The organism is Streptomyces sp. NPDC058231 (assembly GCF_042882275.1).
In the GTDB taxonomy this organism is placed as follows: domain Bacteria; phylum Actinomycetota; class Actinomycetes; order Streptomycetales; family Streptomycetaceae; genus Streptomyces.
On record NZ_JBHVWN010000120.1, the window covers coordinates 1 to 11641 of the forward strand.

Annotated in this window: 9 protein-coding genes and 1 pseudogene; 7 read left to right on the forward strand and 3 right to left on the reverse strand. The window is 68.3% G+C overall.

All coding sequences use genetic code 11. The annotated features are described in order from the left end of the window. Window positions 1-160: 160 nt before the first annotated feature. Entirely contained in the window at window positions 161-634 is a 474-nt protein-coding gene (locus ACFVXE_RS37770; protein ID WP_389678197.1) for a carboxymuconolactone decarboxylase family protein, read from the reverse strand. 562 nt (window positions 635-1196) lie between these two features. Here ACFVXE_RS37770 and ACFVXE_RS37775 point away from each other — a divergent pair. From ACFVXE_RS37775 to ACFVXE_RS37790, 4 genes are all read left to right on the forward strand, one after another. After that, the gene (locus ACFVXE_RS37775) at window positions 1197-1739 is read left to right on the forward strand and encodes a hypothetical protein (protein ID WP_389678199.1); all 543 of its coding nucleotides are present in this window, start codon (window positions 1197-1199) and stop codon (window positions 1737-1739) included. A gap of 574 nt (window positions 1740-2313) precedes the next feature. Then, window positions 2314-6417 carry a NocE gene (locus ACFVXE_RS37780; RefSeq protein ID WP_389678200.1) on the forward strand — a complete coding sequence of 1368 codons (4104 nt, stop codon included), beginning with the start codon at window positions 2314-2316 and terminating at the stop codon, window positions 6415-6417. Window positions 6418-6524: 107 nt separating this feature from the next. Next, window positions 6525-6668 (forward strand): hypothetical protein, encoded by a 144-nt coding sequence (locus ACFVXE_RS37785; RefSeq protein ID WP_389678201.1) that lies wholly within the window; start codon window positions 6525-6527, stop codon window positions 6666-6668. 70 nt (window positions 6669-6738) lie between these two features. Beyond that, window positions 6739-7056: a hypothetical protein gene (locus ACFVXE_RS37790; RefSeq protein WP_389678203.1), complete on the forward strand. Its 318-nt coding sequence runs from the start codon at window positions 6739-6741 to the stop codon at window positions 7054-7056. Window positions 7057-7178: 122 nt separating this feature from the next. Here ACFVXE_RS37790 and ACFVXE_RS37795 read toward each other — a convergent pair whose 3' ends face one another. Then, window positions 7179-7562 carry a VOC family protein gene (locus ACFVXE_RS37795; RefSeq protein ID WP_389678204.1) on the reverse strand — a complete coding sequence of 128 codons (384 nt, stop codon included), beginning with the start codon at window positions 7560-7562 and terminating at the stop codon, window positions 7179-7181. A 324-nt stretch (window positions 7563-7886) separates the two neighbouring features. Between ACFVXE_RS37795 and ACFVXE_RS37800 the strand changes: the two genes are divergently transcribed. After that, entirely contained in the window at window positions 7887-8513 is a 627-nt protein-coding gene (locus ACFVXE_RS37800; protein ID WP_389678205.1) for a dihydrofolate reductase family protein, read from the forward strand. A 350-nt stretch (window positions 8514-8863) separates the two neighbouring features. On the opposite strand, the gene ACFVXE_RS37805 is transcribed toward ACFVXE_RS37800, so the two are convergent. After that, complete coding sequence (locus ACFVXE_RS37805) at window positions 8864-9448, reverse strand: DinB family protein (RefSeq protein ID WP_389678206.1); 585 nt, start codon at window positions 9446-9448, stop codon at window positions 8864-8866. A gap of 123 nt (window positions 9449-9571) precedes the next feature. Between ACFVXE_RS37805 and ACFVXE_RS37810 the strand changes: the two are divergent. Continuing rightward, window positions 9572-10182, forward strand: a pseudogene (locus tag ACFVXE_RS37810) (transposase). An 83-nt stretch (window positions 10183-10265) separates the two neighbouring features. Next, on the forward strand, window positions 10266-11276 hold the full coding sequence (locus tag ACFVXE_RS37815; RefSeq protein ID WP_389678207.1) for a questin oxidase family protein: 1011 nt from the start codon (window positions 10266-10268) through the stop codon (window positions 11274-11276). The last annotated feature ends 365 nt before the right edge of the window (window positions 11277-11641 follow it).

An 11641-nucleotide genomic window follows, 5' to 3' on the forward strand; every position in this document is an offset into this window, starting at 1 on the left:
CCGTGACCCGGCGTGCCACCACCCCTGCGGGGTGGTGGCACGCCGCTTTCGTGCGGTGGCGGACGGCTCGGTGGTGCGCTCGACGTGCCGATACCGTCACGCCGGCCCGAGCTGTCGCCGGGGCGCCGACCGGGTCGAGGCCCCGGCCGGGTTCTCTCCGTTATCCGAACTGGCCGGGCTGGTAGTCGCCGGCGGGCTGCTGGACGATGACGTTCACTCGGTTGAAGGCGTTGATGATGGCGATCAGGGACACCAGGGCGGCGAGCTGCTCCTCGTCGTAGTGCTTGGCGGCGTTCGCCCAGGCCTCGTCCGTGACGCCGCCGGCCGCATCGGCGATGCGGGTACCCTGCTCCGCCAGTTCCAGCGCGGCGCGCTCGGCATCGGTGAACACCTTGGCCTCCCGCCAGGCCGCCACCAGGTTGAGGCGTACCGAGGTCTCGCCCGCGTGTGCGGCCTCCTTGGTGTGCATGTCGGTGCAGAAGCCGCAGCCGTTGATCTGACTGGCGCGGATCTTCACCAGCTCCTGTGTCGCGGCCGGCAGCGTCGAGTCCGAGATCGCCTTGCCCGCCGAGGTGACGTGCCTCAGGATCTTGGCCGCGACCGGGCTGCCGAGCAGATTCAGTCGAGCGTCCATGGTGTGCTCCTCCGTTGTTGCCGTGGTTACACACCTCTGACGGCACGCTCAGGGGTGATGTGACAGGAATGCATGTGACGTGCGTCTCCTCCGGTGTGCTGCGGCAGGGGTCCGTGCCCGGCGGAATCCGGCTCGCGGGGAAGCGGTGCCACGGGCCGGCGGGGATGTGCGCTCCCGCGCGGCGACGGTGAACTCGCTCTGCGGTGCGTGCGGGTCGGGCTGCGGTTCCGTGTCGGCGCCCGGACGCCGCGCGCCGGTGACGGCTTCCCCCGTTGCGTGACAAGCGTCACCCCGTACGTGTCGTGGTCCTCACGCAGCGATGACTCCACGCGTGTAGATCCACACCGCTTTGTCGATCGATGTCAGATCTCGCAAAGGGTCAGGACTGACACACGGTCATAGCGGAATCACAGACTCCTCCCAGTGGAATCACAAGAGATCTCGACACGCTTTTGGGTTTCTGATTCTCTTTCCACTGCCGTTCGACGCCGGGGAAGGAAACTCGCCTCGACGTAGGCGTTTTGGGGCGTCGGGCGATCCAATTGCATGGGGGAGAAGATAAATGTCTGCACGTTCAAAATCAGCCACAAAGCTCGCTTCGGTGTGTGCCGCGTCGGCCATCGGTGTCCTCGGGCTTGCCGTTCCGCAGGTCAATGCCGCCGAAAAGCCCAATCCAGGCATCGCGGTCGATGCGGACGCCAAGACGAGGGCGTATGCCGCTGACGCTCCGTCGGCCGTTGTGGCGGCGGCGGTGGTGTGCGGTTCGGGCTACAACCTCTACAGGGCTGATCCGCTGCCCGATCTCGACACGCGCCAGGGAACCCTGTTCGTGTACATCAAGGGCACCAATGGGGCCAGCAACGACACACCCACGTGTTCCATCTTCGACAACAACACGGGCTCGACGAAGTGGATGAAGCTGAAGCTGTGCTCGAACTACACCGCTGACGGCTGCGCCACCGACCAGGGCAATTTCAGCCAGTACGCCGGCCCGGTGTACCGGACCCGCGGTGGCTGCGGAACGGTCACCGCTCTGATGAAGACCACGGAGAGCGCCAGCAAGTACATCATCAATGCGGTTCGCGACGCGACGAACTGCAACTGAGACCCACCGCGTTCGTCCGGCCCAGCCGGGTTTGCGGGCTTCCGCGGGCCCGGCCGGGCCCGGTTAGTTGTCGACGGTGCGGGGGCCCCGCGGCACCGTCAACGGATGGGCCGACAGGGCAGGTCGGCCGCGGTCCGAGGTCTTCGCGGATGCTTTCTTCGCCCGTCTGCTCGAGGCCGGACGCCAGGGCGCCGCTCGTCCTCCGGGGCGCCGCGCTGCGGGCGGTCCGGCTGCCTGCCGCGCTGTCCGGGCGCCGTACATCGTCACCGGCCCGGTACGCGGAATTCCGCGCGGTCGTCCCTGCTGTCGGGACCGGATTGTTCGGCGTGGCAGAGAGCTTGTGAACACGCCGGAGCATGGTCCGGGAAGAGCAGCCGCACATTCCTCGCCGCATCCACGCGTCTGCTGCCCAAGCCTCCCGAAATCCAGCTGTTTCGGTCCTGAAGAGTGAACATGCCTCACCCTTCAGGGCATCTACGGAGCCTCGGCACGCCTCCACGCGAAGTCGCGTGCGAGCTGAGGCTCTTTCATGTCCGTACCTTTCATGGCCGATCGCCCGAAAAGGATATTCACGTTGGGACGCCAATTGTTGAGATATGCGCGCCTGCCGATAACCGTGGCGCTTGCGCTGTCATTATCCGCCGGAATCGCAACCACCCAGGCATACGCGGACACTCCGCCCCCGTCGGCGGCACAGGGTTGGTCCGAGCCGTCCGCACGCGACACCGGCAAGAAGGCGGAGAACGAGTCGTTATCCGTTCCGGCCGAGGAACGCCGCAGTGTGCTCGGGTCCGATTTCAGTACCTCTTCGGATCGGGCTCTCACCACGTCGGGCGACGGCACCGGGTTCCACCTTTTCGTCGCGGACGAGAAGAACGGCTATGAATGGAAGGCCGCCGCGTCCCTCTCCGAACCTGGTTTCGAGACGGACACCTGGATCGGAAACGCCTGCGTCACCGAGTCCGGCAACTACGCGGCCGTCGCCTATGCGCCACGCACCTTCACCAACAAGACCCAGCTGATGAGTCGCGGGGCTTTCACCGCAGTCGTCGACCTGAAGTCAGGCAAGATCACCAAGCTGCCGCTCCAGGCGACTCTCGGCTACTTCTCCCCGGGATGCGGCCACGGCGACGACGCGGTGTTCACCGCGCTCACGGATGACGCCTCCAAGAAGAATCAGACCCGGCTGCGGACAGTCGACGCCACGACCGGCCGACTCGGGGCGAAGCAGACGGTCGCCGGCCAGATCACCTCGGCCATTCCGACCCGCCACGGCATCGTGGCCGCCTCAGGCCGCCACATCGTCACCGTCAGGAATAACAGAGCGAAAGCCGTCGCCGACACAGCGGCGTGGCCCTTTCAGCTCAAGGCCGACGCCGACGGGGGCGTCACCTACATCGACCGGGGTCCGAAGTCCGGGAGGGCGCGCGTGGCCGGTGACGACACCGCGGCCGTCGCCCGCCTCGGCGAAACGGCCCTGAAGAGCGCGAAGCCCCATGCCAGGCCCACCGTCCTGGCCCGCGGAAAGCTCACCAAGTTCGACCTGGCCGCCACGCCTGCGGGTCAGGTGTACATCACCGGCAGCGCCGAGAGCGCGAGTACCGTTCCGGGGCTGCCCGTTCACAACCCCGGAGGCATCGCCAAGGATGCCCGCATGTCCAGCCGGGGCACGGCCGCGGTGGTCTCCCGCTGGGCGGACGGCAAGGACTCCCGCATCGGCGCGGGCGATGCGCTCGACGCGCGGACCGTGCGTACGACCATCAAGGTCCTGGACACCGGCAGAAGCGCGGTCCTGGACGCGCCTCCGCTCCGCGCGCCGCTGGGTGGCGAGTCCGGTCTGAGGGCGGGCACGGCCACCTCTCCGGTGCTCAAGGCTCAGGCGGCCCCCGCAACGGCCAAGGCCCTGCGCGGAGTCGCGGCGGCATCCGGCACGGTCGAGGACGACCGCTACTGCTCGGTGGCACGCAACGACCCGAAGAAGCAGGCGTTCCAGCCCACCCCCCGCCAGATCGAGTGGGCCGTCGACCAGGCCGTCGTCGGCCAGCTGAACAAGGGAGCCACGAGGTCGTCGAACTGGAAGAACACGGGCATGGCCGGCTACGCGCCCCAGGCGCTTTTCCCGCTCCTGGCTCTCAGCGGCGGCAGCGGCCAGTCCGACTGGCACGTGCCCGCACAGGTGATGCTCGGCATCACGGCGCAGGAATCCAACATGTGGCAGGCCAGCCGGGTCGTCGTACCGGGTGCGACCGGCAATTCGCTCATCGGTAACTTCTACGGGGTCAAGTACTCCTCCGACGGCCAGCAGAACGATCCGTTCGCGATCAACTTCGCGGAGGCAGACTGCGGTTACGGGGTCACTCAGGTGACCGACGGCATGCGTGTGCACGGCAAGGAGAAGGACGGCGAGACGCCCAAGACGACGACACAGCAGGAAGCTGTGGCGCTCGACTACGCCGCGAACATCGCCGCCGGTGTCAACATCCTCATCGAGAAGTGGAACGACACCCAGGCCGACGGGCTGACCATCAACGACGGCAACCCGAAGTTCATCGAGAACTGGTTCTACGCCCTGTGGGCCTACAACGCCGGCTACTACCCCAAGTCGACGGCAGGGGAGCACAGCGGCCGCTGGGGCGTGGGCTGGACGAACAATCCTGCCAACCCGCTGTGGAAGGAGAACCGCACCCCCTTCCTCGAGAAGGCCGACGGCACGGACGACTACAGCCAGGCCGCGCACCCGCAGGACTGGCCCTACGAGGAGAAGGTCATCGGCTGGGCCGCTCGCCCGATCGCGGCCATGTTCGCGCCCGGTGACTTCCAGCCCGGATACCGGGCCGCGTGGTGGATGAGCAACGGCGCCCGCACCCAGGCCAAGCCACCGATCGATCTGTTCTGCAACGGAAGCAACGACTGCAACCCGTCGGCCATCGGCGCCGGCGCCTCCAACGACGACGGCCAGGGCCCGTGCCTGCTGCCCGGTGACCCCTACGACGACAACCCGCTCTATCTCAAGTGCTGGTACAACCAGCCGGCCGTCTGGAAGGAATGCACCGTCCTGGCCCAGTGCGGCAACCCGATCCACCGGTTCGACGACACGTACCCCGAGCAGGCGGACGCCAACTCGTACCCGCCGCGCTGCAACACCGGACTTCCCAGTGGTTCGCTGATCGTCGACGACCTCCCGGCCGGCACGGTCCCCGCCGGATCGGCCACCCGTGGGTGCGGAAGTGTCGTCTCCAACGGCTCCTTCGGCTTCGACTTCGGCACGGACAACGCGCGTGTGGACCTGCACCAGATCGGCGCGGGGAACGGCAACCACTTCTGGTTCGCGCACACCCGATCGCAGAAGACGGCCGAGGGGGAACGTATGGCTGTCAGCGGCAAGTGGACTCTCAACTCCCTCCAGCGGGGCTGGATGCGTGTCTTCGTCCATCTGCCCGACCACGGAGCCCACACCCGTCAGGCCGCCTACCTGGTCGGAGGTTCGGACTCCAAGAGCGACCGGCGCGTCCAACCGCAGCGCATCCGCAAGAACACCTGGGCCGACCTCGGTGTCTTCAACTTCACCGGCACTCCTTCCGTGACGCTGAGCACGGACACCGCCGACGGCACCGGTGACGAGGACGTCGCGTGGGACTCCGTGGCCTTCCAGCCGTTGCCGGGGAAGCCGAGGGACTTCGTCGTGGCGATGGGCGACTCGTACTCCTCGGGAGAGGGCGCATCGGAAGGCAATCGGGACTACTACCCCGAGACCAACTTCCGTGACACGCAGACGCCTTCCGCGCGCGACGCCTGCCACCGTTCGACCCAGGCGTGGTCCCGGCAGGCGACGATGCCCGGGCGCGGCACATCGAACGGTGCACGGGCCGACTCCCTCGACCCGACGATGGACTACCACCTGATCGCGTGCTCCGGAGCGCGCACCTACAACATCGTCCACAACGGCGTCGTCCAGAACAACGGCGGTGAAGTGCCGCAGATCGATCAGGGGTACCTCGACCAGAACACCACGCTGGTCACCATCAGCATCGGAGGCAACGACGCTCGCTTCGCCGACGTCATCCAGAAGTGCCTCATATCGCTCGGCAGCGGAAACTGCGCGGACAAGGCGTTCGAAGCCGGAGACACCGACAAGAACGTCGGCGGCAGGGACACCAAGTTCGTCGGCAGACCACTGGCCGAGGCCAGCCCGGGGATCATCAACGACATCGTCCGCCCGGACATCCTGAACACCATCGAGCAGATCCACGAAAAGGCCCCGTTCGCACAGATCGCGCTCATGGGCTACCCGCCCCTGCTGTCGGCCAAGGGCGAGTGCCTGCGCCTGCAGTTGGGCGTCGAGTTCGGCCTCTCGGAGGACTCGGCCAACTGGCTCAACGGTGTCGCGAGCACACTTGCCGGCGCCATGCAGACGGCTGTCGACCAGGCCGATGCCGACGGCATCAAGGCATGGTTCTCCAACCCTGCGGGCGAGTTCGCCGGCAAGGCGGTCTGCGGAGACCCTGAATCGGTGCACGGGGTGGTCAAGACCCTCGTCGACTCCGACGATCCCTTGACCGACTACCCCGTCCTCAAGGACTACGGGCTCTCCGCCCAGTCCTTCCACCCGAAGATCGCGGGCGCCCGCCTGTACGCCAACTCACTGGAACGCACCATGGCAGTGATGACCGGCCTGTAGGCGGTCCGACGGGCGAGGCTCCGCAATTCGGCGGGGCCTCGCTCACTGCTGCCCGTTTGAGTACGTGTACTCATGCTCGCCCCGAGGCCGACGGAGACACTGAAGCAATGCCCACGCTCAAGACCTCCGCCGTCATCGGCGCCACCGCGGCCGGGCTCCTCCTGGCCGGATGCTCCAGCGACGACCTCTTCTCCAACATGAACGGCACGCGTGCGGCGAACTCCTCGCCGCCCGCCGCCCGCCGCCCCTGACCGGCAGCCGTCGGCCGGTGACGCTCCGCCCGGCCACCCCGACAACAACGAGGTCCGCCGGCCCCGAGCCATGTCACGGCAGGACGAGCGGGAGGCCGGGGGCGCGGCAGCCGGCATCGAGCGTGCACTCGACAGGCAGCGCCGGCTGGGCAGGATCGGCCCACAGGACATCAGGCCCGTTCTGGAGGGCCTGGCCGCCCCCGATCGCGTCACCGTCGAAAACCGGATCGCCGGCACTTCCTCCACCCGGATGGAAGGCAGCAGGTTCGGCGTCTCCGTCGGGGCAACCGCCTGTGTCACCGGGGCGGTCGACGGGGCGCGCGTGTGGACGTCCGTCGGCGGACGTCATCCGGAAACCGGCTGCATGGAGCCACCTCCGGTCCGTTGAGGCGGTGAGTGGGGTCCGCCGCGAAGGACGGCGGCACCCGCGCATCATCCCGGCGGGCCACCCGCGCTCCGCGTCGCCCCACCGGGACGGCCCCGAGGAGCCCGGCGCCGGGACGCACATGATCAGAGGGGCTTGAGCCGGGTGTGCAGAAGGCAGAATTCGTTGCCTTCCGGGTCGGCCAGGACGTGCCGGTTCTCGGTGCCGGTCCGGCCGACGTCGACGGGTCTGGCGCCGAGAGCGAGCAGCCGCTCCAGCTCGGCGTCCTGGTCACGGTCGGTGGCGTTGACGTCGATGTGCAGTCGGAGCTTCCCGGGCCGCGGGTCGCTGCTGGGGCTGAGGACGAGGGTGGGCTGCGGGCCGCCGAAGCCGACGCCGGGCGGCCCGATCTCGATGCTGCCGTCATCCTCGCGGCCGAGTTCGACGTAGCCGAGGACCTCGCTCCAGAACGCGGCGAGCCGGTCGGGATCTGCGACGTCGACGACCAGCTCACTGATGCGGCATGCCATGCCCGGCAGTGTACGGAAGGCCGGTGCGGTCGATGGCCGCCCGGCCCGTGGCGCGACCGAAGTGTCGGCACGCACGGGAATCACCTGGCGGATGCGCCGCGAGCGGCCCCGTGGCGAGTCATGCGCGTCCCCCCTTGTCGGCGATCAGTACCCTGGGCTCCGCGATGCTCGTGCTCGTCCCGGCCGTGTTCCTGTCCGCGGTGACGGCGTACACCGACCACCTGCGGCGCCTTTCGAGCCGCGGCGAACACTGAGGCACCGATGAATTCGGGCCCGCCGTGTCGTCTCCAAGGGGAGAGCATTCCCCACCGAGAGGACCACACCATGGGTGAGCTCATCGTCACCGAGTTCATGACCCTCGACGGCATCGCGCAGGCACCCGGCGCGCCCGACGAGGACCCCGAAGGCGGCTTCGAGTACGGCGGGTGGCAGGCGCCGCTGATCGACGCCGAGGCCGACGGGCTCGTCCTCGACCAGGTGAGGAGCATGGACGCGTTGCTGCTGGGCCGGCGCACGTACGACATCTTCGCGGGGTACTGGCCCACGGCTCCGGCGGAGCTGGACTTCACGCGCCTGCTCAACCGCATCCCGAGGTACGTCGCCACCCGCACGCTCAAGGACCCGCTGAGCTGGGAGGGTGCGCGCGTCCTCGACGGCGGTCTTGCCGAGGGCGTGGCCGGGCTCAAGGAGAGCTACGGCCAGGTCCATGTGCTCGGCAGCCTCGACCTGGTCCAGTCTCTGCTGGCGCAGGGGCTGGTGGACCGGCTGAACCTGTGGGTGTACCCGGTGGTGCTCGGCAGCGGCAAGCGCGTGTTCGAGGGCGGCGCGGTGCCCTCGGCACTGCGGCCGACCAAGTCGCGGGTCTTCCCGAACGGGTCGCTGCAGCTCGCGTACGAATGGGCCGGCGAGCCGGCCGTCGGCGACCTCGGCAACCCTGATGAAGCCGTCTGAGGCCTTGGACCGACCGGTAGTTGGAGGACGGCGTCACGGCGTCCGGTACGCACACCCGCGAGGTTGTCGTCACTCACCATGGCTCCGCCATGACGCGGTCCTCCGCCTTGCAGCTGGACGCACCGGACTCCGCTCCTTCTCCCACCCTCCCGTTGCCGGTCGGTCCAACTTGTGGATGGTCCCGGCTGAGCCACAGCCATGTCGTGGTCGAGCGGACGATCAATGCCGGCTCCGTCGTCGTACGGCCCACCAGCAGCCGGCCCGGGGCCTGCACAAGCCCTACGTGTATTGCCCTGTGAGGTTGGGATCACTTGGTGGTGCGGTCGTGTCGGTATCCTTGGTGAGCACGGTCAGATGCGGGTGGGATCAGCCGCTCTGGCGGCCCGCTCGACCTTCCCACGGTGGTTCTCCCAGTAGGCCGCGTCATATTCCTGCATGTCCGTGCTCTGCGCGCCGACCGCGCCGTCGAGCTGTTCACGCAGGATGTCGGCATGACCGGCGTGCCGGTTGGTCTCGGTCAGCATGTGGACCAGGATGTTGAACAGCTTCACGTCGGGGCGCGGCCACCACGGCACCTGACCGGGCGCGTCAATGTCGAGCGCCTCGATGGTCGCGTCTGCGTGTTCCCACGCTCGCCGGTACAAGCCAATGATCTGCTCGCGGGACTCGTCCTCAGCCGCCCAGAGGTCGGTGCCGCTCGCGGCCTCGTCGTCCCAATGGGGCAGCGGTTCCGGGAACGGGCGGCCGAAGACCTCGCCGAAGTACCTTGCCTCCCAGGTCGCCGAGTGCTTGACCAGGCCGAGGAGGTTGGTCCCAGTGGAGGTCAGGGGGCGGCGGATGTCGTACTCGGAGAGCCCGTCGAGCTTCCAGACCATCGCCTTGCGTATCCACCGCAGATTGTCGTGCAGGTACTCTTTCGCGAATTCATCGATCATGGCGCACAAGCCTTCCAGGCCCCGCTGGTCTGTTCAACGCAGTAGCTTGGGCGCGTATCGAGTGTTGTGATCAATCTGCTGATTTGCCCTCGTGGCGGGACGTGATCCGATAGATCACCCTGCATGACGCGAGTGCAACTGTCCGATGCAGGGCGGGAGTTCATCGAGTCGTACTTACCGATCGGCGGGCACGGTCCCTACCCCGAGCTGCTGCGGCAGCAGTTCGAAGGCGTGATCTGGCGCTTCAGGACCGGTGGGCAGTGGCGGGAGATGCCGCGGGAGTTCGGTGCCTGCTCGACCGCCTACAACCGCTTCCGGCAATGGAGGGACGCCGGCGTCTTCGAGGCCCTGTTGGAGGGCCTGATCTCGGAGGCCGCGAAGCGGGGTGAGGTGGACCTGTCCCTGGTCAGTATCGACTCCACCACCGCGCGTGCTCACCACGATGCTGCCGGGATGCACTTGGGCGAGGACGTCATCACCGCCCTGGGGAAGGCCACCACTGAGGAGGAGGCCAGGTCAAAACGGGCGGCCTCGAAGAACGAATCGGGCAGGACGCCGAGACCGATCCCGGGCGGGAGGAGCGGCGGCGTATCCGGCGACGGCGAAAGCTCCGGCTGAAGGCCTGGCGGGGCATCGCCACGCGCTACGACAAAACCCCGGACAGCTACCTCGCCGGCCTGTATCTGCGTGCCTCGATGATCTGGATCAAAGAACTCACCCGGGCCGTCCATTGACCACGACTCAATACGCGCCCTAGGCCGGGTCCTAGGTCTTCAGCCCGTTACGCCGCCGTGTCGCCCCGCCTACTGTCGGCGCCATGGATACGACAGGGACCCTGGACGAGGCGCTCCAGCGACTGCACCGCTCGGGGCCCGAGCGGCTCGGAAGGCTCACCAATCACGCTCCGATGGCCGTCGAGGCCCTCGCCGCTCACGGGCAGGCACGTTCCGTGCACCGCTGGCTCGATCTGTACGCCCGTAAACTTGAGGACTTCCCGTCCGGCGTCGAGCCGGTCACAGTCGCCAACTGGCGTTTCGCGCTCGGTGATCCGAACCGGGCCGCCGACTGGATCGGCTACTTCGAGCATGAGATCGACGAACGTCCCTGGCGCGAGGTGCTCACCCAGTGGTGGCCCCGGCTCCTGCCCGGCATGTACGGCGGCTCGACACACCCGGTGATCCGGGTGGGCCACGCCGTGCGCACTCTTCTGAACGGCGGGAGCACCGAACCCCGCCTGGCCGAACTCGCCCACGGCCTGGGCTACTGGGCCGCCCGCCACCGCCCGGTCCCCGACCTTGCCCCGCTGCCCGGCGCCGACAGCGCGTCAGCCGCTCTCGACGCGGTGACGCCCGTCGCCGCACGGGACGGTGGCTTCCCCGCGCGGCTCGGCCGCGTCAGGGGCCTGCCGGTGTGGGCGGCCGAGGTCACGGACCCGAACGACGCGCACCGCCGCCTCACCGAACTGGTGCGGGCGGCCACCCACCGGTACGCCACCCACGGCCACGGCGAGGAGACGATGCTGGTCCACGCGGCCACCGCACCCAACGCCGTCCTGCGTACCCTGCCCGCACTCCCGCACACCCTGTGGGTACCGAGCCTGCGGGCCGCCTGGACGGCCTCCGCCGCGGTGACCGCGATGTACGCACCGGACGCCCCGGTCTCCTGGACCCCGCCGGGCACCTTCACCGCCGAGGAGGTCTTCGAACAGGCCCTGGCACACGGCGACGAACACGTCATCAAGTTGACGGACACGGCGCTCGACATCGGTGACGAACCGGCCCTTGTCGCGGCCCTGCGCTCCATCGAGCTGAGCGAACCGTTGAGCTGAGCAGCCGGCGTCGCAGGTCACGCCCGCACCAGCGGCGCTGTGAGGGTGACGGTCGCCCGGTACGGCCCGACATGGCTCCCCTCGTCGGGCCGATCACCCGAAGACGCGTCCGGGCACGCTGTCGGGTGCGCTCAGGCGTTCTCGTCGAGCCGAACGGCAGCGGCCGGGCACACGTGGGCGGATTCACGGACGGCCGTACGGTGCTCCTCGCCGGGTTCGGGGCCGAGCAGGAGGACGATGCCGTCCTCGTCCGACCACGGCCCCTTCGACCTGGTCCTGGCCGGAGGCCTCTTCGACTACCTCGAAGAACGCTTCGCCCGAGCCCTGATCCGCACCACCCTGTCCCGCCTGTGCCGCCCCGGAGG

Excerpts from the sequence above, each read along its gene's own strand:
- ACFVXE_RS37805 (WP_389678206.1), bottom strand. The coding sequence starts at position 9,448 with ATGATCGATGAATTCGCGAAAGAGTACCTGCACGACAATCTGCGGTGG.
- ACFVXE_RS37775 (WP_389678199.1), top strand. The coding sequence starts at position 1,197 with ATGTCTGCACGTTCAAAATCAGCCACAAAGCTCGCTTCGGTGTGTGCC.
- ACFVXE_RS37790 (WP_389678203.1), top strand. The coding sequence starts at position 6,739 with ATGTCACGGCAGGACGAGCGGGAGGCCGGGGGCGCGGCAGCCGGCATC.
- ACFVXE_RS37770 (WP_389678197.1), bottom strand. The coding sequence starts at position 634 with ATGGACGCTCGACTGAATCTGCTCGGCAGCCCGGTCGCGGCCAAGATC.
- ACFVXE_RS37785 (WP_389678201.1), top strand. The coding sequence starts at position 6,525 with ATGCCCACGCTCAAGACCTCCGCCGTCATCGGCGCCACCGCGGCCGGG.
- ACFVXE_RS37815 (WP_389678207.1), top strand. The coding sequence starts at position 10,266 with ATGGATACGACAGGGACCCTGGACGAGGCGCTCCAGCGACTGCACCGC.
- ACFVXE_RS37795 (WP_389678204.1), bottom strand. The coding sequence starts at position 7,562 with ATGGCATGCCGCATCAGTGAGCTGGTCGTCGACGTCGCAGATCCCGAC.
- ACFVXE_RS37800 (WP_389678205.1), top strand. The coding sequence starts at position 7,887 with ATGGGTGAGCTCATCGTCACCGAGTTCATGACCCTCGACGGCATCGCG.